24 protein-coding genes are annotated in these 24272 nt (G+C 67.5%); 10 read left to right on the top strand and 14 right to left on the bottom strand.

Features of this window, described 5'->3' with window-relative positions; genetic code table 11:
• Window positions 1-89 precede the first annotated feature (89 nt).
• From LDO27_RS04155 to LDO27_RS04175, 5 genes are read left to right on the top strand one after another with little or no spacing between them, the layout of a single operon-like run.
• Window positions 90-1316: a c-type cytochrome gene (locus LDO27_RS04155; protein WP_377747381.1), complete on the top strand. Its 1227-nt coding sequence runs from the start codon at window positions 90-92 to the stop codon at window positions 1314-1316.
• Between the two features lie 15 nt (window positions 1317-1331).
• Complete coding sequence (locus LDO27_RS04160) at window positions 1332-1523, top strand: hypothetical protein (protein WP_224039854.1); 192 nt, start codon at window positions 1332-1334, stop codon at window positions 1521-1523.
• Window positions 1520-2104, top strand: a complete 585-nt coding sequence (locus LDO27_RS04165) for a cupredoxin domain-containing protein (RefSeq protein ID WP_377747367.1) — start codon at window positions 1520-1522, stop codon at window positions 2102-2104. Before LDO27_RS04160 ends, LDO27_RS04165 begins: the two co-directional genes overlap by 4 nt.
• Window positions 2091-3710, top strand: coding sequence for a cbb3-type cytochrome c oxidase subunit I (locus LDO27_RS04170; protein ID WP_224039855.1), 1620 nt, complete (start codon window positions 2091-2093; stop codon window positions 3708-3710). The genes LDO27_RS04165 and LDO27_RS04170 overlap by 14 nt, the downstream gene beginning before the upstream one ends.
• Window positions 3710-4519 (top strand): c-type cytochrome, encoded by an 810-nt coding sequence (locus LDO27_RS04175; RefSeq protein ID WP_222206913.1) that lies wholly within the window; start codon window positions 3710-3712, stop codon window positions 4517-4519. Before LDO27_RS04170 ends, LDO27_RS04175 begins: the two co-directional genes overlap by 1 nt.
• 22 nt (window positions 4520-4541) lie before the next feature.
• Here LDO27_RS04175 and LDO27_RS04180 read toward each other — a convergent pair whose 3' ends face one another.
• From LDO27_RS04180 to LDO27_RS04190, 3 genes are all read right to left on the bottom strand, one after another.
• Window positions 4542-5657, bottom strand: a complete 1116-nt coding sequence (locus tag LDO27_RS04180; protein WP_224039856.1) for an acyltransferase family protein — start codon at window positions 5655-5657, stop codon at window positions 4542-4544.
• 69 nt (window positions 5658-5726) lie between these two features.
• Complete coding sequence (locus LDO27_RS04185; protein ID WP_224039857.1) at window positions 5727-6128, bottom strand: hypothetical protein; 402 nt, start codon at window positions 6126-6128, stop codon at window positions 5727-5729.
• Entirely contained in the window at window positions 6125-6913 is a 789-nt protein-coding gene (locus LDO27_RS04190; protein WP_224039858.1) for a hypothetical protein, read from the bottom strand. The genes LDO27_RS04185 and LDO27_RS04190 overlap by 4 nt, the downstream gene beginning before the upstream one ends.
• Before the next feature lie 267 nt (window positions 6914-7180).
• Between LDO27_RS04190 and LDO27_RS04195 the strand changes: the two genes are divergently transcribed.
• Window positions 7181-8116 carry an amino acid ABC transporter substrate-binding protein gene (locus LDO27_RS04195; protein WP_224039860.1) on the top strand — a complete coding sequence of 312 codons (936 nt, stop codon included), beginning with the start codon at window positions 7181-7183 and terminating at the stop codon, window positions 8114-8116.
• A 166-nt stretch (window positions 8117-8282) separates the two neighbouring features.
• A complete protein-coding gene (locus LDO27_RS04200) occupies window positions 8283-8564 on the top strand; it encodes an amino acid ABC transporter permease (protein ID WP_224039862.1) in 282 nt (93 codons plus the stop codon).
• Between the two features lie 75 nt (window positions 8565-8639).
• On the opposite strand, the gene LDO27_RS04205 is transcribed toward LDO27_RS04200, so the two are convergent.
• The 4 genes from LDO27_RS04205 to LDO27_RS04220 all read right to left on the bottom strand — a co-directional run bounded on the left by LDO27_RS04205 (window position 8640) and on the right by LDO27_RS04220 (window position 14232).
• Window positions 8640-11024 (bottom strand): heavy metal translocating P-type ATPase, encoded by a 2385-nt coding sequence (locus LDO27_RS04205; protein WP_224039864.1) that lies wholly within the window; start codon window positions 11022-11024, stop codon window positions 8640-8642.
• A gap of 143 nt (window positions 11025-11167) precedes the next feature.
• The gene (locus tag LDO27_RS04210) at window positions 11168-11539 is read right to left on the bottom strand and encodes a hypothetical protein (protein WP_224039866.1); all 372 of its coding nucleotides are present in this window, start codon (window positions 11537-11539) and stop codon (window positions 11168-11170) included.
• 286 nt (window positions 11540-11825) lie between these two features.
• Window positions 11826-13070, bottom strand: coding sequence for an MFS transporter (locus LDO27_RS04215; RefSeq protein WP_222206922.1), 1245 nt, complete (start codon window positions 13068-13070; stop codon window positions 11826-11828).
• 232 nt (window positions 13071-13302) lie between these two features.
• The gene (locus LDO27_RS04220) at window positions 13303-14232 is read right to left on the bottom strand and encodes a LysR family transcriptional regulator (protein WP_224039868.1); all 930 of its coding nucleotides are present in this window, start codon (window positions 14230-14232) and stop codon (window positions 13303-13305) included.
• 109 nt (window positions 14233-14341) lie between these two features.
• Here LDO27_RS04220 and LDO27_RS04225 point away from each other — a divergent pair, with 109 nt between their 5' ends.
• The gene (locus tag LDO27_RS04225; RefSeq protein ID WP_224039870.1) at window positions 14342-15103 is read left to right on the top strand and encodes a 3-oxoacyl-ACP reductase family protein; all 762 of its coding nucleotides are present in this window, start codon (window positions 14342-14344) and stop codon (window positions 15101-15103) included.
• Window positions 15104-15180: 77 nt separating this feature from the next.
• Here LDO27_RS04225 and LDO27_RS04230 read toward each other — a convergent pair whose 3' ends face one another.
• The 7 genes from LDO27_RS04230 to cyoA are packed head-to-tail and all read right to left on the bottom strand — an operon-like array spanning window position 15181 to window position 22169.
• Window positions 15181-15750 carry a response regulator transcription factor gene (locus LDO27_RS04230; RefSeq protein WP_224039872.1) on the bottom strand — a complete coding sequence of 190 codons (570 nt, stop codon included), beginning with the start codon at window positions 15748-15750 and terminating at the stop codon, window positions 15181-15183.
• Entirely contained in the window at window positions 15731-17116 is a 1386-nt protein-coding gene (locus LDO27_RS04235; RefSeq protein WP_224039874.1) for an ATP-binding protein, read from the bottom strand. The genes LDO27_RS04230 and LDO27_RS04235 overlap by 20 nt, the downstream gene beginning before the upstream one ends.
• Window positions 17117-17153: 37 nt before the next feature.
• Entirely contained in the window at window positions 17154-17939 is a 786-nt protein-coding gene (locus LDO27_RS04240; protein WP_377747382.1) for an SURF1 family protein, read from the bottom strand.
• Window positions 17936-18358 (bottom strand): cytochrome o ubiquinol oxidase subunit IV, encoded by a 423-nt coding sequence (gene cyoD / locus LDO27_RS04245; RefSeq protein ID WP_224039876.1) that lies wholly within the window; start codon window positions 18356-18358, stop codon window positions 17936-17938. Before cyoD ends, LDO27_RS04240 begins: the two co-directional genes overlap by 4 nt.
• Window positions 18355-19020 (bottom strand): cytochrome o ubiquinol oxidase subunit III, encoded by a 666-nt coding sequence (gene cyoC, locus LDO27_RS04250; protein WP_222206929.1) that lies wholly within the window; start codon window positions 19018-19020, stop codon window positions 18355-18357. The genes cyoD and cyoC overlap by 4 nt, the downstream gene beginning before the upstream one ends.
• Complete coding sequence (gene cyoB / locus LDO27_RS04255) at window positions 19013-21016, bottom strand: cytochrome o ubiquinol oxidase subunit I (RefSeq protein WP_222206931.1); 2004 nt, start codon at window positions 21014-21016, stop codon at window positions 19013-19015. Before cyoB ends, cyoC begins: the two co-directional genes overlap by 8 nt.
• Window positions 21009-22169, bottom strand: a complete 1161-nt coding sequence (cyoA, locus tag LDO27_RS04260) for a ubiquinol oxidase subunit II (protein ID WP_222206933.1) — start codon at window positions 22167-22169, stop codon at window positions 21009-21011. Before cyoA ends, cyoB begins: the two co-directional genes overlap by 8 nt.
• 229 nt (window positions 22170-22398) lie before the next feature.
• On the opposite strand from cyoA, the gene LDO27_RS04265 reads away from it, so the two are divergent.
• Complete coding sequence (locus LDO27_RS04265) at window positions 22399-23724, top strand: MFS transporter (RefSeq protein WP_222206935.1); 1326 nt, start codon at window positions 22399-22401, stop codon at window positions 23722-23724.
• A gap of 69 nt (window positions 23725-23793) precedes the next feature.
• Window positions 23794-24198, top strand: a complete 405-nt coding sequence (gene czcI / locus LDO27_RS04270; protein ID WP_224039878.1) for a cation efflux protein, CzcI family — start codon at window positions 23794-23796, stop codon at window positions 24196-24198.
• The last annotated feature ends 74 nt before the right edge of the window (window positions 24199-24272 follow it).

The raw sequence follows: 24272 nt of genomic DNA on the forward strand, positions 1-24272 counted from the left end.
GTCGACGCCAGGCCATCATCGCGGGCATCGTCGGACTCGCGGTGATCGTGGCCGTCGTGCTCGCCGCCCTCCACGTGCTGCGGCCCGGCATGCTGGATCCCCGCGATACCAGCCGGCCCGCCGATCTGGCCGGCGGCGCCGGCGTCGATCCCACCACGCAGATCATCAACCGCGGCGAATACCTGGCGCGCGCCGGCGACTGCATTGCCTGCCATACCGAGCCCAACGGCAAGCAGTTCGCGGGCGGGCGGGCGATGCCCACGCCGTTCGGCAATCTCTACGTGCCGAACATCACGCCGGACGACGAGACCGGCATCGGCCAGTGGACCGCCGACGAGTTCTACCGGATGATGCATACCGGCATCTCGCGCGACGGCACCCTGCTCTATCCGGCCATGCCCTTCGCCTCCTACACCAAGGTCACGCGCGAGGACTCCGACGCCATCTACGCCTATCTGATGTCGGTGCCGCCGGTGAAGCATGCCAACCGTCCGCACGAGCTACGCTTTCCCTTCAACAACCGCGATCTGCTGATCGGCTGGCGCGCGCTGTATTTCCGCGAGGGCGAATACCAGCCCGATCCCAGCCAGTCGGCGCAGTGGAACCGCGGCGCCTACCTGGTGCAGGGGCTGGGCCACTGCGCGATGTGCCATACCGCGGTCAATATGCTGGGCGGCTCCAGCGAGTCCAAGGCGTTCGAGGGCGGCATGATCCCGAACCAGAACTGGTATGCGCCATCCCTGACCTCCAACCGCGAGGCGGGCCTGGGCAACTGGGAGATCAAGGACATCGTCGACCTGCTGCAGGTAGGCGTATCGCATCGCGGCACCGTCTACGGGCCGATGGCCGAGGTGGTCTACAACAGCCTGCAATACATGAGCGACGAGGACGTGGATGCGATGGCCGTCTACCTGAAGGCACTGCCGCCTCGCGATTCGGAGCCGCCTCCCTCGAGCCAGGCGCGACTGGTGGACCCCGGCGTCATGGAGCTGGGCCGGCAGGTCTATGTCGCGCAATGCGCGATGTGCCACGGCGAGGATGGCAAGGGTCAGCCCCCGGCATTCCCGCCGCTGGCCGGTAACCAGTCCATCACCATGTCGTCGCCCGTGAACCCGATCCGCATGGTGCTCAACGGCGGCTATCCGCCCGGCACGCAGAAGAACCCGCGCCCGCACGGCATGCCGCCCTTCTCCCATATCCTGGACGACGCGCAGGCGGCCGCCGTCGTGACCTATATCCGTGTTGCCTGGGACAACCGCGGCACGCCGGTGACGACGGCCCAGGTCAACGATCTTCGCAAGCTGCTGCCCGAGTAAGGAGAGCGCCCGAGCATGACGACGCCCGAGACCGCCCGTCCGCGACGCCCCGACGATCCGCCGGCCGAGGAAGAGGAAGTGCACCGCATCGTCGCCCGCGGGCCTACGGGCGCCTTCGCCGTGGCCGGCGTGGCGACCGCCATCGTCGTGGCGATGTATCTCGCCTTCTACGCCTTCGTGTATCTGCCGCGGGGAACGGTCCAGTGAGCGCGCCGCCCACCGCCACGGATACCAACGGAGGGCACGGCGCCGGGGACGTCGCGGTAGCGGCCGAGAAGCGCTGGGCCATCGTGGTGACCCTCATCATCGTGGTGCTGATCGCCATGATGGTGCTGGCCGGCCTGCACTGGGCGGCGATGCCGCCCTCGCGCGTGGAGACCATCGACGTGCGGACCGCCCACATGCAGGGCGAATTCGTCGAGAGCAACCTCGGCACCGCCGTCGACGCGGACGGCAGCGTCACCGTGCGGCTGATCGCGCAGCAATACTCGTTCGAGCCGCAGTGCATCGTGGTGCCGGCCGGCGTGCCGGTCAGGTTCCGCGGCACCAGCACCGATGCCGTCCATGGCTTCGTGGTGGGCACTACCAACGCCAACACCATGCTGATTCCCGGGTTCGTCGCCACGTTCACCACCACCTTCGACAAGACCGGCGAACTGCTGATGCCGTGCCACGAGTATTGCGGCACCGGCCACGAGGCAATGTGGGCACGCGTGCAGGTGCTGCCTCCCAACGAATTCCTTGCCAGGGCTCGCGCCGAAGAGAGGCTGAACTGTGTTTCTCGCTAGAAAACTCGTGCTGGCGCACTTCTGGATCGCCTTCATCGCCTTCTTCGGCGCGATCCTGCTCGGCGAGTGGCAGATGTTCGTCCGCTCTCCGCTCGCCAACTGGGTCAACAACCCGGAGCACTACTACCGCTCGGTGACCGCGCACGGCACGGTGATGGCCTACGTGCTGCCGACCCTGGTCGCCATGGGCTTCGGTTACGCGCTGACCGAACTCACGCTCAAGCGTGCGCTGATCGGCATGCGCTGGGCATGGGCGGGCTTCTGGCTGGTGATCGCCGGCACGGTGATCGCGGCAATCACCATGGGGCTGGGCAAGGCCTCGGTGCTGTACACCTTCTACCCGCCGATGATCGGCAGCCCGTTCTACTACATCGGCGTGGTGCTGGTGGTCGTGGGCTCGTGGGTGTGGGTGGCGCTGATGTCCGTCAACCTGCGCGCATGGAAGAAGGACAATCCCGGCGCGACCGTGCCGCTGGCGATGTACGGCAACGTCGCCGGCGCGTATCTGTGGGCCTGGACGTCGGTGGGGGCGGCGGTCGAGGTCCTCTTCATGATCCTGCCCGCCTCGCTGGGCTGGACCGACACCATCAACGCGGGCCTGGCGCGCGTGTTCTTCTCCTGGACGCTGCACGCCATCGTCTACTTCTGGCTGATGCCGGCCTATATCGCCTTCTACACCATCGTGCCCCGTGCGATCGGCGGACGGCTATACAGCGACACCATGGGCCGGGTCGCCTTCGCGCTGTTCCTGGTGTTCTCCATGCCGATCGGCATTCACCATCTGTTCGCCGATCCGCAGGTCGGCGCGGGCTTCAAGTTCGTGCATGCGGCCATGACCGCGATGGTGTCGGTGCCAACGCTCCTGACCGTCTTCACCATCGTCGCGTCGGTGGAGATCGCCGCGCGCCTGCGCGGCGGCAAGGGGGCGTTCGGCTGGGTCAAGGCCCTGCCCTGGGGCAATCCGGTCATGCTGGCGGTGACCTTCTCGTTCGTGATGCTGGGCTTCGGCGGCGCCGGCGGCATCATCAACATGAGCTACCAGCTCAACGAGACCGTGCACAACACGCAGTGGGTCACCGGGCATTTCCACCTGATCTTCGCCGGCGCCATCGTCATCATGTACATGGTCATCGCGTACGACCTGTGGCCGCAGCTGACCGGATGCGCGCCCCTGCCGCGCCGCTGGCTGCAGGTGCAGCTGTGGCTGTGGTTCGTCGGCATGCTGGTGCTGTCGCTGCCCTGGCATCTGGTGGGCCTGCTCGGCATGCCGCGCCGGATGGCGTACTACGACTACACGCATCCGGCCCTGCAGCCCCAGGCGTGGACGGTCATCGTTTCCACGCTGGGCGGACTGGTACTTGTGATCTCCGCGGCAATGTTCGTATGGGTGCTGGCCCGCGCGCGGCGGGGCGCGCAGACGCCCGAGCCCTACACCTTCAGCACGCCGCTGCACGCCAGCGCCCGCGTTCCCGCGGCGCTGAACGGCTTTGCGCTGTGGGTGGCCATGATGATCGGGCTGACGCTGGTCAACTACGGATTTCCGATCGTGCAACTGGCGATGCTCGACCACGCGTCGGTGCCGGTCGTTCCCATCGGGAGCCGATGATGGCGCAGGCACACCGACTGTCGTGGCGCAGTCCGCTCGTTCGCTGGAGCGTGCTGTCGCTGATCGCGATGACCGCCCTGTTCGCCTTTGTCGGCTTCGTATGGCTGCCTTCCGTGCAGGGCGACTTCTCCGCGCAGGGTATTTGGGCCACCATCTGCCGCGCCGCGGGCGTGCCGGAGTCGTGGAGCCGCTCCAATGCCACGCGGGGCGGTCCCGTGTCGACGCAGGTGGTGATGGAGCCCGCCCTGGCGGTATCGGGGCCGCCGGACGCCGTGGGCCGCGGCGCGACGCTGGCGCTGAACTGCACCATGTGCCACGGCGCGCAAGGCATGAGCATCTCGAACGCGCCCAACCTCGCCGGGCAGTACCCGGAAGTGGTGATCAAGCAGTTGCGCGACTACCAGACCGGCAAGCGCTCCAGCCCCATCATGGAAGCGCTGGCGCGCAACCTGTCGGAGCGGGACATCGCCGATCTGGCCGCCTACTACGCCTACCTGCCCAAGGCGCGCACGGCGCCGACCACCTACGACGAAACGCTGCCGGCGCTCGTCCGCGTGGGCGATCCGCTGCGCAATATCGCACCGTGCATCTCGTGCCACGGTGGCGTCGACCAGAAACTGGGCGCGCCATGGCTGGAGGGCATGCCGCGCGACTACCTCGTCGAGCAGCTGGTGGCCTTCCGCGCCGGAGACCGCCGCAACGACGCGCAGGCGCAGATGCGCAATATGGTCCGGGCGATGACCGACAGCGAGATCGAGGAAGTGGCCCGCTTCTACGCGCGCAAGAGCGCCAACGCCGAAGGGCGCTAGTTCGCCCGCGCGCGGCCGGCCATCAGGGCTCGCGCGTCGCGCCGAAGCCCGCCAGTTGCGCCGCGCGCGTCCGCAGTCCCCGCAACATCGCGGCGAAGTCCGCCGTTTCGACATAGCGGTGGAACCACGCTCCGGCCAGATTGCTGGCGAGCCACGCCCCCACCATGCCGGCGGCCTGCCACGACGGCGCGCGCGGCCCCAGCGTTCCGAAGCAGGCATTGGCCACGAGGCAGATCGGGAAGTGCACGAGAAACACCGAATACGAGATGCGGCCAAAGTAGCCGACCAGGGCGGCCCACGGACCCCGCGGCCATGCCGTCAGCCACCCTCCACGCTGCGCCACACCCAGCCAGAGCGCCACCGCCAGCGCCACGGCGATGCGCTCGCGGAAATCCACCCACAGCGCCAGCGCACCGAGCACGCCAAGCGCCAGCAGCGCCCATCCCGGCCGGCCGGGCAGCGACGCCCGGTAGGCCAGCACGCCCATGCCATACGCCCCGAAGAAGTAGATGGCCCAGGCATCCCAGGTGGCCTGGCGATTGAACCAGTAGAGCGAGGCGGCCACCAGCCCGACCACCGCCAACGTGCCCAGCCGCGCGCTTTCCGCGCGCGCCGTCGTGGACAGCGCGCCCGGAAGCCATAGCGCCAGCATCAGCAGCGCGAACAGTTGCAGGTCGATGGCGACATACCAGACACCCGCGGACAGCGCGTCGAACCCCAGCAGATCGTGCAATAGCAGCAGATGGACGACAAACTGCGCGAGCGTGGGCGGCGCGGGAATCGCGTCGTGCGTCATCAACGCGCGCGCGATCACCGCGCCAACCATGGCGATCACCAGCGCGGCGGCATACGGCACGACCAGCTTCCGGTAGCGCCGCCACAGCGTTGCCACCGGATTGGCAACCACCAGAACGCCCTGCGGCGCCAGGCTGCGCGCCGCCAGAAAACCGCCCACCACCAGGAAGACCTGCACCGCGATGCGTGCGTGCTGGCAGAGCCAGTCGAACAGCCCCGGCGCCAGAGGATGCGCCAGATCGGACATCGGTCCGTAAAACGCCAGGTGATGCAGCACGATCAGTTGGGCACCGACGGCCTTGAGCGCATCGACACCTGGCAAACGCGAGGTACGCGTGGTCATTTGTAGTTATTGGAAACGCGAAAGGCGGGATTTTACCTGCTACCCGCGCGCGCCGCGCTTGCCCCCGGGTCAGCGTGCAGCCGTCGACGGCTCTACCTCAATGAGCCGCGCTTCGAGTGTACGGATGCGATCGCGCAGAGTCGCGCAGTCCTGTACCTGGCGGGTTGCCTGCGCCTGGGCAAAGCCGCCGCTGATGTCGTAGTCCGCAAGATGGCGGACCCGCTTCATCGCCTCCAGCGCAAAGCCAATGCCTCGGGCCAGACGGCTTCCCTCCAGCACGAACTGATTGCTCAGGCGCTTGTGGTCCCCCATCCGCCAGTGGGCGTTGTCCGGCAGGCGGCAAGCCAGCAACCGCGCAGCATGGAAGGCACCGTAGTACGCGCGCGAAGCGGCATTGCGCCAGTCCATCTCCTGGGAACCCAAGGCCAGCGTGGCGGCGGCGTCGGCGAAATCGTCGCCACTCACGCTCATAGCGCGACCTCGTTTTCCGCGGCGGGCCCACACATATCGAAATAGGCATCGACGGGCAGACAGCGGAAGCTCATCACCTCGCCGCCCGCGCGCTCGAACCGCTCCACTACCCGGTCGATGATCAGCCAGTCCAGCGCTGCACAACGCTCCAACGACGCATCGACGAAAAAGGTATGGGCCGACGACCCGTCCTGCAGGATCCAGTGGCAATGCCGCAGCAGATAAGCGAGACCCTCCTCCCGCATGACATCGATGGCGAAGCGCAGACGATCCTGCATATCCTGGCGGCTATAGCCCTCGATCGCCCTTGCCTCGATCGAGCGTGCCAGGGCCTTTTGCAGCAGGGCCCTGTCCGCCGATCGGCTCGCCGGCTTGAGCGCACTCAGTTCGGCGAGGATCTGCAGGCTGTCCTCGGCCCGATAGGCGCTCTTGTATGCCGTGCAGAGGGCGGAAAGAAGGTGCGGGTCGCCCGTCGCGCGGTTGCGCCATTCGTCGGCGAGCGAGCCGGCCTCCCGGATCTCCCCAAGGTTCTGCAACGCGGCCAGAAGGTTGATGACCGTCCCGCTGTCCGCCGGCTTCAGCCGCCGGGCATTGCGGATCGCATCCAACGCGCCTTTGCCATCGGACCGGATGACGCGCAACAGTCCAAGAACGACGTAGCAGCGAGCCGGATCCGTGTCCGGTCCCGGAGGTTCCAGCAGGCGCCGGACGCCGGACTCGCACCGGCGCACTTCGAAGTCGTTCGGATACCTTTGCGTGGTCAGTTCCACCACTTTGTTGGTCAAAGCAATGTCCTGGCGGACGGGTCGTGGCGTTGTCATGAGCGCTCTTGCCTGCGTGGCAACAGGAGCCGCGAACCGGCTCCGGGATTGATGGGGTCGGTGGATTACAGCACGCGGATGCCGGGATGTGCTTGTCGAAAATGGCTGGAGAACTCCACATTCGACCGAAGCCGCGGCACGCCGACCGCCGGCATTTGCATATGAAAAAGATGTCCTTCCCCCGCAACGGTCCGCTCTGTACCCTGCGTTTTTTTTGCCGAACAAGAAACGATGCCGTCCCTGCTTACCCCGACCCGCGCTAATTTCACCGTGACCCGCCGCGCCCTCCTCGCCTTCCCGCTCGCCTTCGCCCTGCTGGCCGGCGCGCCTGCCCGGGCCGAGACCTCGGCCACGCCGGTGCTCGACAAGATCCGTTCGACCTCGACCATCGTCCTGGGCTACCGCGAATCCGCGTTGCCGTTCTCCTTTGCGGACGAGCGCGGCGAGCCGTCCGGCTATGCCGTCGATCTGTGCCTGCGCGCCGCGGAGGCCGCCAAACAGAAGCTGGGCCTGCAGGAGCTGAAGGTTCGCTGGATGCCGCTGACCCCGCAGAACCGGATTCCGGCGGTCATGAACGGGCTGGTCGATCTGGATTGCGCCCCCAATACCAATTCGCTGGAGCGCCAGAAGCAAGTTGCCTTCAGCGTGTCGCACTATGTCTCGACGGTGCGCATGCTGGTGCGCGCGGATTCGGGCATCAAGTCGTTCGACGATCTGCGCGGCAAGACCGTGGTTACCAGCGCCGGCTCCACCGGCGACCGTCACGTGCGGCGCCTGAAGGCGCAATACGGCTATCGCGACATCTACGCCAAGGACCACGGCGAGTCGTTCCTGCTGCTGGACTCCGGCCGTGCGCAGGCGTTCGTGATGGACGACGTGCTGCTGGCCGGCCTGCGGGCTCGCGCGAAGCAGCCGTCGGACTACGTGATTGTCGGCCCTGCGCTGTCGGTCGAGCAGAACGCGCTGATGCTGTCCAAGGCGGACCCGGCCTGGAAGCAACTGGTGGACGAGACGCTGTCGACGGTGTTCGCCGGCCCCGATGTCACCGCATTGCAGAAGCGCTGGTTCCAGCAGCCGATCGGCACGCGCGCGGTGAACCTGGCGCTGGCGCCGTCCGCCGAAGTCCGCAATGCGTGGAAACACCCCTCCGACGTGGCGACCGAGTAGGACGCGCAACAGTTCGGTTTCCGCTCGCCGACCCCGGCGGGCCGGCATTGACAGCGGCGTGCAATGTTGGCGACACTGGCTGCAAGCGGCCCACCGCGTACCCGTCCCGGGCGCCGGCAGCAGGCCGCATGACACCGCCGCAGGGCGGCACTAAAGGAGAGAGACCATGAGCAAGTTCGTCGCAGCCGCGTTCGCACTGTGCATCGGCGCCGCATCGGTGGCGGTCCACGCCCAGGGCAGCGGCAAGCAGTTCGATCCGCACAGCCAGGGTGCGCGCGCGGGCGAGAAATTCGACCCGCATACCCAGGGCGCCCGTTCCGGCGACAAGTTCGATCCGTACTCGCAGGGCGCCAACAAGAGCACGCGTGCCGATCTGAACGCCGCGCCGGCGCAGAAGAAGGACGACAAGAAGGCGAAGAAGGCCAAGCCGGCCCAACCGGCGAACTGAGCCAGCGGACCGGCGCGCCGGTCCCCTTCGCAAGCTGTCCCAAACCCGCCCCGCGCGGGTTTTTTCTTTGGGCGGCTAGCGGCGTGCGCCGTCGCCGGCCAGGCGCAAGCCGTTGAACACCACCAGCAGACTCGCCCCCATGTCGGCGAACACGGCCATCCACATGGTGCCCATGCCGGCCAGGGTCAGAGCCAGGAACACGACCTTGATGCCGAGCGCGAGCGCGATGTTCTGCGCCAGGATGGCCGCGGTGCGCCGCGACAGCCGGATGAAAGCGGGGATGCGCCGCAGGTCGTCGTCCATCAGCGCGACGTCCGCCGTCTCGATGGCGGTGTCCGTGCCGGCGGCGCCCATCGCGAAGCCGATATCGGCGCGCGCCAGCGCTGGCGCATCGTTGATGCCGTCGCCCACCATGCCGATGACGCCGCCGCGCGCACGCGCGCCATCCGCGAGCGCTGCGATGGCATCCGCCTTGTCCTGCGGCAGCTGATTGCCGCGCGCCTCGTCGATGCCGACCTGCGCCGCGATGGCCTGCGCGGTATGGGGATTGTCGCCCGACAGCATCAGCGTCTTGACGCCCAGCGCATGCAGATCGGCGATGGCGGCGCGGCTGGTTTCCTTTACCGTATCCGCGACCGCGAACATCGCCAGCACGCCGCCTTCGTCGGCCAGCAGCACCAGGGTCTTGCCCGCGCGCTCCAGCGCCTCCATGCGGGTTTCGAGTTCGTCCGAGCACAGGCCCATGTCGTGCACCAGACGGTGATTGCCGAGCCAGTACCGGCGGCCGGCCACCAGGCCCTTGACGCCCATGCCGGGCAACGATTCGAAGGCGTCCACTTCGACCATGGCGATGCCGGCCTCGCGCGCCGCCGTGGCGACCGCCGCCGAGACCGGGTGGTCCGAACGCGCGGCCAGGCTCGCGGCAATCGCGCGCGCTTCGCCGGCGTTCGCGCTCAGCGGCACATGGTCGGTCTGCGCGGGCCTGCCGTGAGTCAGCGTACCGGTCTTGTCCAGCGCGAGCCAACGCAGGCTCTTGCCCTGTTCCAGATAGACCCCGCCCTTGACCAGGATGCCGTGGCGCGCGGCGGCGGCCAGCGCGCTGACGATCGTCACCGGGGTGGAAATCACCAGCGCGCACGGACACGCGATGACCAGCAGCACCAGCGCCTTGTAGATCCAGTCGAACCAGTCACCGCCCAGCAGCAGCGGCGGCACGGTCGCCACGAGCACCGCGGCGGCGAAGACGGTTGGGGTGTAGACCCGGGCGAAGCGATCGACGAACCGCTGCGTCGGCGCCCGGCTGCCCTGCGCCGCTTCCACGGCGTGGATAATGCGCGCGAGCGTGGAGTCGGCCGCCGGCGCGGTCACGCTGTACTCGAGTTCGCCAGTCTGGTTGATCGAGCCGGCGAACAGCGGATCGCCCACGGTCTTGTCCACCGGCACGCTTTCGCCGGTGATGGGCGCCTGGTCCAGCGCCGACTGGCCGCGCAGCACGCGCCCGTCCAGCGCCACGCGTTCGCCGGGCCGCAGCCGCACCACGGCGCCGATGCCGACCGAGGCGGCCGCCACCGCTTCCCATGCACCGTCCGGCTGCCGCACGGTGGCCTGCTCCGGCGCCATGGCCAACAGGCCGCGGATGGCGTTGCGGGCGCGATCGAGCGACGCCGCCTCGATCCGTTCCGCGATGGCGAACAGCACCATCACCATGGCCGCTTCCGGCCATTGGCCGATCAGCAGCGCGCCGGTCACGGCGATGCTCATCAGCGCGTTGATATTGAGATTGCCGTTGCGCAGCGCGATCCAGCCCTTGCGATAGGTCGTCAGGCCCGACAGCGCCACCGCGACGAGCGCGAGCAAGGCGGGCAGCCACGGCTCGGCGAGCCCTGCCCAGTGCGCCACCTCGGCGCCCAGCGCGGCGGCACCGGCCAGGGCCAGCGGCCACCACGGCTGGCGGGCTTCCGCGGGGGACGGCATGGTCGAGTCCGGCGTCTGCACAGCCAGCGGTTCGGCTTTCATGCCGAGGCTTTCGATGGCTGCGACTACCCCCTCCAGAGACGGCAGCGAATGGTGGACCGTCAGCACGCGCTGCATCAGATTGAACTGCAGCGCCTGCACGCCCGGCATGCCGCCGAGCTTGTTGCGGATCAGCGTTTCCTCGGTCGGGCAGTCCATGGCCGCGATGCGGTAGCGGGCGGCGTTGGTGCCGGCGGGGATGTCGGAGGCAGCTAGCGGCGTCTGTGTCAGCGGCACGGCGGAACCGCACGCCGAGCCGCAGCAGGCGGGCGCCGCGGCCGGCGCGGGGGCCGCGCATCCGTCGGCGCAGGGATTGCCGTCGTGGCCGTGGTCGTGGCCGTGGCCGTGGCCGGAGGGGTGCCCGTGATGGGCGTCATGGTGATGCGCGCCATGGCGGCAGTCACCAGGACGCGCCCCACCATCGTGCTGCGGGAGGATACTTGCCATGCCGATAGGTCCTTGCGGTCAGCGCTCGTCCGTAGTCAGTCTGTCCCCGCATTGAAGACCTTGGAGCCACTACAGGGTCAAGGGGGCCGAACCCCCCGCCTTCCAGGCATGGCGGCAACGCTGCGCGGGCGTTGCCTTGCCCGCTAGAGCATGTCTTGCCGCGTATCCATGTAACAGTGCAGCGCCGGACCGATCACGCCCGCTCCGCCCGCTACGAACCAGAGCGCCGCCGCAAGCTTGGCATGGGGATCGTGGGCCAGTGTGATGGCCCCGGCGGCAATGAAGAGCAATCCACCCAGCATGCCAGCGCCGTGACAAACCCTGGGATGATTGGCGGACCACTCCGTCACCCGCCGGCAAAGGCGACTGCAACAGCCCTCATCCGTGTCGGTCTGGCGGATGCGGGTCGATCCGAGCAACCCGCCGGTCGGTTCCAGCTCGTCACCGTACCGCTGAGCCTCCAGCGCCCCCAGGCTCTGCGGCCGGGCAATTGATGCAGCATGCGTTCCATACATGATCGTTCTCCACCGAAAGGTCGAAGGGAGGAAGGCTGTACACCGCCTTCGCAGGGAACTCCTGCACGCCGCAGATGGTTTGCCCAAGGTCCCGCGATGGCCACATAGCGGAGCCGGCATCGCGCGGTCGGAGTCATCCGCGCGATGCGCTGCCCGGTACGCGAAAAAGGACGCTTCGGAGGTCGTCAGCGGCGGTCCGACTGTAACGGCGCACGGGCGCCGCCCTTGCGCAAAGGCGCCGAAATCATGTCCATAGCGACCGCGGCGCGCCCGGAACGGGCTGCGCTTACGCCGCCGCCGGCGCGCCTTGCCGCCGCGTGGTGGTCACGGAAACGGCAAACACCAGCAGCCCACCCAGCGCCAGCAGCAGACCGACCCATCCCGTCGACGCCCAGCCCAGTCCCGCCGCGATGGTCACGCCGCCCAGCCAGGCGCCGAGCGCATTGGCGAGGTTGAACGCCGAATGGTTCAGCGCGGCGGCCAGGGTCTGCGCATCGCCTGCGACGTCCATCAGCCGGATCTGCAAGGCCGGGCCCAGGGCCACCACCGTGCCGATCAGCAGCACATTGGCCGACGCCAGCCAGGCATGCGGCGCGGTGAAGACGAAGAGCCCGAGCACCAGCGCCGACCACACCAGCAGGCCGCCGATGGTCGGCATCAGGGCCTTGTCGGCCAGCTTTGCGCCGGCGAGGTTGCCGGCCACCATGCCGACGCCGAACAGCGCCAGCACGAACGGAATGCCGCTCGCCGGCAGATGGGCCAGCTCGATCATGGTCGGCTTGATATAGCTGAAGACCGCGAACATGCCGCCAAAGCCGATGGCGCCGATGCCCAGCGTCAGCCACACCTGCTTGCGGCGAAACGCCGACAGCTCGCGCAGCGGACTGGCGAGGCGGTCCGCCGGCACGAACGGCACCCACCGCCATACCGTGACCACCGCGAGCAAGCCGATGGCGCCGACCAGTGCGAAGGCCGACCGCCATCCGAGCCACTGGCCGATGGCGGCCGCAATTGGCACCCCGACCAGCGTCGCAATGGTCAGGCCCAGCATCACCATGCCCACCGCCTGCGCCCGCTTCTCGCGCGCCACCAGGCTGGCCGCCACCAGGGCCGCCACACCGAAATAGGTACCGTGCGGAAAGCCGGTCAGCAGGCGTGCCACGATCATCGAGCCATAAGAGGGCGCGAGCGCGCTGGCGAAGTTGCCGGCGGCGAACACGGCCATCAGCGCGATCAGCAGGTTGCGCCGCGGCCAGCGCGCGCCGAGCACCGCGAGCAGCGGCGCGCCGATGACCACGCCGAGGGCATACGCGCTGATCAGGTGTCCCGCCTCGGGAATCGAAATGGCAAGGTCGCTTGCCGCATCGGGCAAGAGACCCATGATCACGAATTCGCCGGTGCCGATGCCAAAGCCCCCAATGCCCAGCGCGAGCAGCGCGAGACGGCTCGAGACGGGACGGGATTCAGCGGGGAGGAGTTCGGTGTCGGGGGATGGAAATGGGGATGTGGGGGCGCCGTCAGGGACTGTCATCGAGGAAACCGGAAGAGAGATCGCAAAGCTGGTTTTTTGGTGTATCCGCAGCTGGACGGGGGCATCTGCGTCCCTCCTGTCGGCGGGCCAATGGCCCTTGCAGCGCGGCTCGACGCGGCGCCCGGTGCCGCTTGCGGCATGGGCGGCGCGCGTCGAAGGGCGTTATTGTGAAGCAATATGCCGGCGCGCGTGCGGGCCGCATATGGCGCGGTCTCGCGGGTCCGCCGCAGACTTACGCCTGCGCAGCCGAAAAGCGCTGCGCGAACCGCTCGCGCTCGAAGGCTTCCACCAGGAAATCGACGAACACGCGCGTCTTGGCCGGCATCAGCGCCCGGGTGGCGTAATAGAGCGAGATCGTGCCTGCATCCGCATGCCAGCCCGGCAGCAGCCGCATCAGTTGGCCGCGCTCGAGGCAGGTCAGCACGTCCGGCATCGCCACCAGCGCCACGCCAAGGCCGAGCAACGCCGCCTCGCGCAGCGCGGCGGGATCGTTCACCGTGATGGTGTGGGACAGGCGCGCCGGCACTTCGCTGCCATCGGTGTCGCGCATGGTCCACTGGTGCAGCCGTCCGCTGCGCGCCGAACGCATCGCGATGCCGCTGAGGGCCCCCAGATCGTCGGGGGATACCGGCAAGGCGCGGCCCGCCATATAGGCCGGCGACGCCACCGCGACGAGATGGGCGGGGGCCAGGGGCCGGGACACCACGCCCGGCGACAACGCAAAACCGCCGCCGATCGCGGCGTCGTAGCCCTCCGCGACCAGGTCGACCGGCCGGTTCTCGAACCGCCAGTCGGGGCGGATCAGCGGATGGCGCTGGAGAAAGGCGGGCAGCAGCGGGAGCACATACTCGAGCCCAAAGGTGGGAGCCATGCTGATCTTCAGCACACCGGCCGGCTCGCCCGAGTCCGTGGCCGCCGCCGCAATGGCCGCCTGCAATGCATCCAGATTGCCGCCGATCGCCTGCAGAAACCGCTCGCCGGCCTCCGTCAGTGTCAGCTTGCGCGTGGAGCGCTGGAACAGCCGCGCGCCGATATTGCGCTCCAGCATGGCCACGTTGCGGCTCACCGCCGCCGGCGTCAGCGCCAGCCGGCGCGCAGCCGCCGAAAAACTGCCGGATTCGGCGCTACGGACGAAGGACTCGAGATTGGCGAGGGATTCCATCCACCTATCTTAGACGAACGCTTGAAAATCACTCAAGCCATTACCGGCTAATCAAACGGTAATCGATGCAGCAACATGCAGCCATCCACTCATCCACAGGAGTCCTGCAATGTCTGCAACCCATTCCAACCAGCTTCCCCTTTCCGGCAAGGTAGCCCTCGTCACCGGCGGCTCGCGTTCCATCGGCGCGGCCATCGCCAGGCGTCTGGCCGCGGATGGCGCCGCCGTCGCGCTGACCTACAGCGCGTCTCCGGACAAGGCCGCCGACGTCGTGCGGGCCATCGAGGCCGCGGGCGGCCGCGCCCTCGCGATCCAGGCGGATTCGGGCAACCCCGCCGCCGTGCGTGCGGCGGTGGCCGGCGCCGTCGAGGCCTTCGGCTGGATCGATATCCTGGTGAACAACGCGGGGCTCGCGCTCGGGGGGCCGATCGAGGAGATTTCGCTGGAGACCTACGAGCGCATGATCGCGGTCAACGTGACCGGCGTGTTCGTCGCGACCCAGGAGGCCGCGCGCCATATGAAGGCGGGCGGGCGCATCGTTCATATCGGCTCGTCGATGACCCGCTACGCGGCCTTCCCGACCGCCTCGCTGTACACGCTGACCAAGGGCGCGATCAGCGGCTTCAACCGCAGCCTGGTGCGCGACCTCGGCCCCCGCGGTATTACCGTCAATACGGTGCACCCGGGCCCGACCGACACCGACATGAACCCGGACGGCGGGCCCGTGAGCAAGATCGTGGGCCCGGGCATGGCCATCGGCCGCTACGGCAAGGACTACGAGATCGCCAGCGTCGTGGCCTTCCTGGCCGGTCCGGAGTCGGCCTTCGTGACCGGCGCGGATATCGTGGCCGACGGTGGCTTTACCGCCTGAGCGCTCCAGCGCTTGAGCGCTTGAGGGCTAGGGACCTGCACGCCTGTCTGGCGGCAGGCCGGCCTTGCCGCCCCGCCCTACTTGATCCGCTGCTTCCCCAACTTGCGCGCCAGCGTGCGCCGATGCATGCCGAGCCGGCGCGCGGCCTCGGAGATATTGAAGTCGCTGGCGGCGAGCGTCTCGTGGATATGCTCCCATTCCAGGGTCTTGATCGACGTGGTGGGACGCTCGGTGACCTCGACTTCGACATCGCCGGCGGCGCGTTCGAACGCGGCCTCGATATCGTCGGTGGTCGACGGCTTGGCAAGATAGTGGCAGGCGCCGAGCTTGATGGCTTCCACCGCGGTGGCGATGCTGGCAAAGCCGGTCAGCACGACGATCAGCATGTCGGCGTTGTGCGTGTGCAAAGCCTGCACGCAGGCGAGGCCGGACGCCTCGCCCTTGAGCTTCAGGTCCACCACCGCATAGCCTGGCGTCTCGTCGCGCAGCACCTCCGTGACATCGTCCAGGCTCGTGGCGTGCAACACGCGGTAGCCGCGGCGCTCGAACGAGCGGCGCAGGGTACGGGCGAAGGCGGCGTCGTCCTCCACGACCAGCAGCACGCGTTCGGGCGCCGTCGGCGCGGCATCAGTTTCCATTGGGGGCATGGTGCGGGTCTTCTACGGTGATGGCCGACAGTGGCAGGGTCAGCGTGACCTCCGCCCCGCCGTCGGAGCGGTTACGCGCGGCGACGGTGCCGCCCAGCGTGCGGGCGACGTTGACGACCAGGAACAGGCCCAGTCCGCCGCCGGGCCGGCCCTTGCTGGACTGGTAGGGCTTGCCGAGCCGCTCCAGCATTTCGGGCGGGAAGCCCAGGCCGTCGTCGCGGATGGCCAGCACCAGCGCGTCGTCCTCCCGGGTGACGTCGAGATGGACCCAGCTCAACGAGGCCTCCAGCGCGTTGTCCAGCACGTTGTGCACCATCTGCTTGATGGCCGAATCCGAGATGATCGCCAGGTCCTGCCCGAAGCGGTTTTCGTACGAGAATTCGTTGACCGGGCGCGTTGCGCGCCATTCGGTGACCAGGTCGTCCAGGAAGGTATGCACGGTGGTCTGCATCGGCGCCTCGCCCCGCGCCTCCCCGGCCGACATCAGGATGCCGCTGACGATGGACTTGCAGCGCTGCACCTGCGCCTGCATCTCGCCGATTTCCTGCATCAGCTCGGGATCGCTGGTGAAGGGCTTCATGCGCCGCCAGTCGGCCATGATCACCGCCAGCGTGGACAGCGGCGTGCCCAGTTCATGGGCCGCACCCGAGGCGAGCAGCCCCATCCGCACGATATGTTCCTCCTCGGCCGCACGCTGGCGCAGCACCGCGAGACGCTCGTCGCGAGCCCGCAGGTTGTGCCCGATCCGGGTGACGAAGATGACCAGCAGCGAGGCGTTGAGCACGATGCAGATCAGCATGCCCTTGATATAGAGGCTGCCCAGTCCGCGTTCGTGGTCGGGCGGCAACGCAAGCGGCTTGCCCACGATGGCAAGTCCCGCGAAACAGGCCGCGGCTACCGCCACGATGACCCACGTCGACCATGCCTCGAGCAGCACCGCGCCCAGGATCACCTGCAGCAAATAGAGAAAGATAAAGGGATTGGAGGCGCCGCCGCTCATGTAGAGCTGGGCCGTCAGCATGCCCACATCGACCAGCATCGCGACGAACAGTTGCCCGTTCGAGACCTCGCGCACGAGGTACAGGTGCAGCAGGCTCACCGCATTGAAGGCCGCGAGGCCGAGGGCGATGGTCAGCATGCCTCCCAGCGGCAGCGGGATTTCGAGCCCGTAGTGGACCAGGCTGATGGTGGCCACCTGGCCGAGCACGGCGATCCAGCGCAGCTCGATCAGCTGCTGCATGTTCTGGCGCGCCGTGGTATCGGCCGCGCCCGCGCGCCAGCGCGATGCCCGCTGGGCGCCACGGGCCTGGCTCGCGGCATGACGCCGGTCCGACTCCAGTTCGGCGGCCTCGGGGGAACGTAGCATCTTCACTCTCTTGGTTTCAAGCGAAGTGCATTGTCCCTCATCGGCTACGTCGAAGTCGACTTTCCTCCCGGCCCACGTACCAGGCGGCACCCACGACCATCAGCGCGAGTCCGTACCAGGTCAGCGCGTAGACCAGGTGGCTGTTGGGAAACGAGATGACGGTCAGGCCCGGAACCGGCCAGCGTTGGGCGCTGCCGGATGCCGGCGGATCGGCCTGCGCGTCGATGAAGTAAGGGGCAACCTGCCCGAGGCCACGGGCCGCCGCGATCGCCTGCACGTCGCGGGAGAACCAGCGCCCGCCCGCCGGATCGTTGCGGCGCAGGAAGCCGCCGCCCGGCTCGGTAAGGCGCAGCAGCCCGGTCACCGTGGTGGTGCCGTGCGGGGCGTCGGCGCTACGGGTGGACGGCTCTCGCCGTTCGGGGGAAACGAAACCACGGTTGACGAGCACGATGGTGCCGTCGGCCTGGCGCAGCGGGGTGATGACCCAATGGCCCGCGCCGAGCGTGGTGCTGGCCTGCACCAGCGTTTCCCGGTCATGAAGGAAAGTGCCGGTGGCCTGCACGCGGCGGTATTCGTCGTTGGCCGCGTTCACCTGCGGCCATTGCGCCGGGCCCGGCGCAGCGGTGGCGGGCGCATGCACCCGCTGGTCCACCCGCTCGATCAGGTCGAGCTTCCATGCCCGCCGCTCCACCTGCCACGTTCCCAGTGCGACGAAGCCGGCAAACGCCAGCACCGCGATCAGGGCCAGCATCACCAGCGTGGCACGGGAACGAAGGCGCGGAGCAGCGTCCGCGCCGGTGGCGGCTTGGCGCGGCAAGGTCAGGGCATGCTCTTCATGTCATGCATCATCGTGGGCATCATGTTCGTGTTCATATGGAACATGACCCAAAGCGAGCCGCTCAGTGTGATGACGACCAGCACGATGGTGAAGATCAACGCCAGCATGGTCCAGCCGCCTTCGGAGCGCGCGTTCATATGCAGGAAGTAGATCATGTGCACGACGATCTGCACCGCGGCGAAACCGAGGATCACCATCGCGGTGGTCGCGGGGTTCTCGATCACGTTGTCCATCACCAGCCAGAACGGAATGGCGGTCAGGATCACCGACAGCACGAAGCCGATCACATAGCCCTTGAAGGTGCCATGGGGCTCGCCGGCATGGTCCTCGCCATGGTGGTGGCCATGGTCGCCACCGCCGTGCTCGGCGAGATTGTCGAAGGAATAGTCGTGAGGCTGGCTCATGGCAGCACTCCCATCAGATAAACGAAGGTAAACACACCGATCCAGACCACATCCAGGAAGTGCCAGAACATCGACAGGCACATCAGGCGGCGCTTGTTCTCGGCGATCAGGCCGTGGCGCTTGAGCTGGAACATCAGCGTGATCAGCCACACGATGCCGAACGTCACGTGCAGGCCGTGCGTGCCGACCAGCGTGAAGAACGACGACAGGAAGGCGCTGCGCTGCGGCACCGCGCCTTCGTGGATCAGGTGGGCGAATTCATAGAGCTCCAGCCCGATGAAGGCGGCGCCCAGCAGGCCGGTGATGGCCAGCCACACCATGGTCTGCTGCTTGCGGTTGCGCTGCATCTCCAGCATGGCGAAGCCATAGGTGATGGAGGACAGCAGCAGCATGGAGGTGTTCAGCGCCACCAGCGGCAGGTTGAACAGGTCGGCGCCCGACGGACCCGCCGCGTAGCTTCGGCCCAGCACGCCGTGGACGGCGAACAGGCAGGCGAAGATCAGGCAGTCGCTCATCAGGTACAGCCAGAACCCGAGCAGCGTCCCGTTTTGCGGGTGGTGGTCGCCTTCCACATGGAAGCGCAGCTCGGACGAGGCCGGTTGGCCCGGCTGGGCCGGGGACGCCGGATGGCCGGCGTGGGCGGGGGCGAGAGTATCAAGCATGTTTGGCAAGCAGTCGGGTGCGTTCCGCCTCGGTGCGGATCACGTCTTCAGCCGGGATGTAGTAGTCGCGCTGATAGTTGAAGGTATGGCCGATCGCCACGGCGAGCAGCACGACGAACGACACACCGGCCAGCAGCCACATCTGCCAGATCATCGCGAAGCCGAACACGGCGCTCAGGCCCGCGAGGATGATGCCCGCGCTGGTGTTCTTCGGCATGTGGATCGCGCGGAAGCCTTCCAGCGGACGCTTGTAGCCGCGCTGCTTCATCTGCCACCACGCATCGCCGTCATGGATCTGCGGGGTGAAGGCGAAGTTGTACGACGGCGGCGGCGACGAGGTCGACCACTCCAGCGTGCGGCCGGCCCAGGGATCGCCCGTGTGGTCGCGCAGCTGTTCGCGGCGGCGATAGCTCACCACCAGCTGGATCAGGAAGCTGGCGATGCCCAGCGCGATCAGGAAGGCCCCCACGGCGGCGATCTGGAACCAGATCTGCAGCGACGGATCCTCGAAATGGTTCACCCGGCGGGTCACGCCCATCAGGCCCAGCACGTACAGCGGCATGAAGGCGACGTAGAAGCCCACCAGCCAGAACCAGAACGAGCACTTGCCCCAGAACGGATCGAGCTTGTAGCCGAAGGCCTTCGGGAACCAGTAGGTGATGCCGGCCATCATGCCGAACAGCACGCCGCCGATGATCACGTTGTGGAAGTGGGCGATCAGGAACAGGCTGTTGTGCAGCACGAAGTCGGCGGGCGGCACGGCGAGCAGCACACCGGTCATGCCACCGATCACGAAGGTGACCATGAAGCCGATCGTCCACAGCATCGGCACCTCGAAGCGGATGCGGCCCCGGTACATCGTGAACAGCCAGTTGAAGATCTTCGCCCCGGTCGGGATCGAGATGATCATCGTCGTGATGCCGAAGAACGAATTGACGCTCGCCCCCGACCCCATCGTGAAGAAGTGGTGCAGCCACACGAGGTACGACAGCACCGTGATCACGACGGTCGCGTAGACCATCGACGCATAGCCGAACAGGCGCTTGCTGCTGAAGGTGGAAACCACCTCCGAGAAGATGCCGAACGCGGGCAGGATCAGGATGTACACCTCGGGGTGGCCCCAGATCCAGATCAGGTTCACGTACATCATGGCGTTGCCGCCGAAGTCGTTCGTGAAGAAGTTCGTGCCCACGTAGCGATCCATCGACAGCAGGGCCAGCACGGCCGTCAGCACCGGGAAGGCGGCCACGATCAGCACGTTGGTGCACAGCGAGGTCCACGTGAAGACGGGCATCTTCATCAGGCTCATGCCGGGTGCGCGCATCTTGACGATGGTCACCAGCAAGTTGATGCCCGATAGCAATGTCCCGACCCCCGCGATCTGCAAGGACCATATGTAGTAGTCGACCCCGACGTCCGGACTCTGCAGGATGCCCGACAGCGGCGGATAGGCCAGCCAGCCCGTCTTGGCGAATTCACCGACGAACAGCGACGCCATCACCAGGCCAGCGCCGGCGGTGGTCATCCAGAAGCTGAAGTTGTTCAGGAACGGGAACGCCACGTCGCGCGCGCCGATCTGCAGGGGCACGATGTAGTTCATCAGGCCCGTCACCAGCGGCATGGCCACGAAGAAGATCATGATCACGCCGTGGGCGGTGAAGATCTGGTCGTAGTGGTGCGGCGGCAGATAGCCCGCGTTTTCGCCGAAAGCGATGGCCTGCTGCAGACGCATCATGATCGCGTCGGCGAAGCCGCGCAGCAGCATCACCAGACCCAGCACGATATACATGATGCCGATCTTCTTGTGGTCGATGCTGGTAAACCAGTCGCGCCACAGCGTGCCCCAGACCTTGAAATAGGTCAGCGCGCCAACGAGCGCCAGTCCACCGAGCACCACGGCCGCGAAGGTCGCGATCAGGATCGGCTCGTGCAGCGGAATCGCCTCCCAGGAGAGGCGGCCAAAAATAAGCTTGGTAAGGTCGAAGCTGTCAGACATGCTGGTCAACGGCGTCGGGGGCGCGCCGCGAAAGAGGAAGCAGAGGGGTCGTCACGGCGGCGGACTGGCCGGCCGGGTCGAGCGTCGGCAGGTTGGCGGGCGAGGTGTTCGCGCTGCCTTCCGGATTGGCCGGGGTGCACATGCCGCCGACGTAGTTGCGCACGGGCGCGTTCTCCAGGCCCAGGCGGGCGCGGGTGGACGCATCCAGCGTGGCGACGTTGAAGGCGCCCGGCTTGCCTTGGCCGCCTTGCGCGTCGATCGCCATCATGTCGCGCATGCACATCCGGTTCGGCTCGACGCAGCGGTTGAGCACGGCGTCGTACAGGCCCGGCGCGACGCTGGCGAAATGGCGCACCGGCTCGTGGCTGCTCGGCTGTTCGAGCTTCAGGTACAGGTCGCGCGACAGTTCCTTGCCGTCGGCCTTGGCCTGCGCGACCCAGCGGTCGAACTCGGCGTTGTCCATGCCGTGGAACTTGAAGCGCATGCCGGAGAAGCCCTCGCCACTGTAGTTGGCAGAGATGCCGTCGTAGACGCCGGCGCGGTTGATCACCGCGTGCAGCTTGGTCTCCATGCCCGGCATGGCGTAGACCATGCCCGCCAGCGACGGCACGAAGAAGGCGTTCATCACGGTCGAGGCGGTGATCTTGAAGCGGATCTCGCGGTCGACCGGCGCGGCCAGTTCGTTCACGGTCGCAATGCCCTGCTCCGGATAGAGGAACAGCCACTTCCAGTCCATGGCCACCACTTCCACCACCAGCGGCTTGGCGTCGGCCGGCTTGGCGCGGGTGGCGTCGATGCGGTCCAGCGGACGGTACGGATCCAGCAGGTGGGTGCTGACCCACGTGATGGCGCCCAGCGCGATGATGATCAGCAGCGGCGCGGCCCAGATCAGCAGTTCGAGCTGCGTCGAGTGGTCCCACTCGGGATCGTACGGTGCATCCTTGTTGGTGGCGCGATAGCGCCAGGCAAAGATGAACGTGAGCGCGATCACCGGGACGATGATCAGCAGCATCAGCACCGTCGAGATGATGATCAGGTCGCGTTGCTGGACCGCGACGTCTCCGGAAGGAGACAGCAGCACAGCGTTGCAGCCCGACAGCAGGGCAAAAGCGGGTAGCAGGACGAGGCTGCGGAGGAGAGAATGAGGGCGCATTGCCGGCAGGAATAGCTTAGCCGTGAAAATGGAAGCGAAATGTACGCGCATCGGCATGTCTGGTGAATTGGACATTTTGTCCTATGGTGAATCTGCGTAAGGAATGCGATCCTCCGGGGTCCGCGCCCTGTACGCTGCACCCGTCGCGCGCCCGCGACAGCGATTGCCCACCGCGAGAGCGCCTGTAAGAGCACACCGCGCAACACTTATTCGAACCAGAGCAAGCACGATGTCGAGCATCACGCACCAGCCCCACGCCCCCTCCCCTGCGCCGAACGCGCGCGACACCGGGCACCGGTCCAGGGTCGCCCCCGGAGAAATCGCCACCGGCGTGGTCATCGGACGCGCATCCGAGTATTTCGATTTCTTCGTCTTCGGCATCGCCTCGGTACTGGTGTTCCCGACGGTGTTCTTTCCGTTCGTGGGGCGCCTGGAAGGCACACTCTACGCCTTCGCGATCTTCGCGCTCGCCTTCATCGCCCGGCCGTTCGGCACGGCGCTGTTCATGGCGATCCAGCGCCGTTGGGGCCGGGGCGTGAAGCTGACCGGCGCGCTGTTCCTGCTCGGCACGGCGACCTGCGGCATGGCGTTCCTGCCAGCCTATGCGAGCCTGGGCCAGAACACCATCATCCTGCTTGCATTCTTCCGCGTGCTCCAGGGCATCGCCTTCGGCGGCTCGTGGGACGGCCTGCCGTCGCTGCTGGCGCTGAACGCACCGCGCGAGCGCCGCGGCTGGTTCGCGATGCTGGGCCAGCTCGGCGCGCCGATCGGCTTCCTGATCGCCAGCGCCCTGTTCCTGTTCCTGCACGTGAGCCTCTCTCCCACCGATTTCATGGAATGGGGCTGGCGCTATCCGTTCTTCGTCGCCTTCGCCATCAACGTGGTAGCGCTGTTCGCCCGCCTGCGGCTGGTGGTGACCGAGGAATACACCGCGCTGCTGGAAGAAGGCGAGCTCGAGCCCATTGGCACCCGCGAAATGGTGCGTGCCCAGGGCTACAACATCGTGCTGGGCGCCTTCACCGCGCTCGCCAGCTACGCGCTGTTCCACCTCGTGACCGTGTTCCCGCTGTCGTGGATGGCCCTGACCTCGTCGCAGTCCATCGACGACGTGCTGATCGTGCAGGTGGTGGGCGCCGCCATCGGCATCGTCTCCACCATCGCCTCGGGCGTGATCGCCGACCGCATCGGCCGCCGCACGATGCTCGGCCTGCTGGCCCTGCTCATCGGCATCTTCAGCCTCTTCGCGCCGATGCTGCTGGGCGGCGAGGCCGCCGCGCAGGACGCCTTCATCCTGATCGGCTTCGCGCTGCTGGGCCTGTCCTATGGCCAGGCATCGGGCACCGTCACCGCCAACTTCGAATCGCGCTTCCGCTATACCGGCGCCGCGCTGACGTCGGACTTCGCGTGGCTGTTCGGCGCGGCCTTCGCTCCGCTGGTGGCCCTGGGCCTGTCCGTCAAGTTCGGGCTGGTGGCCGTCAGCGTCTATCTGCTGTCCGGCGCTGTCTGCACGCTGCTGGCGCTGCGTGTGAACAAGCTGCTCGAGACGCGCGACTGAGTCGCGACCGCGGGCACCGGGCGGCACTTCCGCCTCGGTGCCCGCGACGGTGCCGCTATAATCGCCGCCATGCGCCGCCTCCTCATCGTCCTGCTAGCCATCGTGCTGCCGCTCCAGTTCGCCTGGGCCGGGGCCGCGGCCTATTGCGGACATGAGCCCGAGGGCACGGCGGCGCGGCACTGGGGCCATCACGGCCATGCCCATCAGGGCAGCGAGGGCGTCGCACTGAGCGCCAAGGCCGACAAGGCCGGCAAGGCGAGCAGCAAGCACGCCGACAAGCCCGATACGCCTTACCAGGCCCCCGACCTCGACTGCGCGGTATGCCATCTGGCAGCCTCCGCCGCCGTTCCCTCGGTCGCCGACCTCACCCACGCCACGCTTGGCGCGACCGCGCGCCATCCCCTCGTGCGGGCGCTGTTCCGCTCCGCCCCCGACGCCCTGCCCGACCGGCCTCAGTGGCCCCGCCTTGCCTGACCGGCGAGACGACCGCTTCCTTCCCCTTCCCGACCTCCCGTCTCGCCGAATCTGCCTGGTCTCGACCCTGGTGA

The organism is Cupriavidus respiraculi, from assembly GCF_914271545.1.
Classification (GTDB): domain Bacteria; phylum Pseudomonadota; class Gammaproteobacteria; order Burkholderiales; family Burkholderiaceae; genus Cupriavidus; species Cupriavidus respiraculi.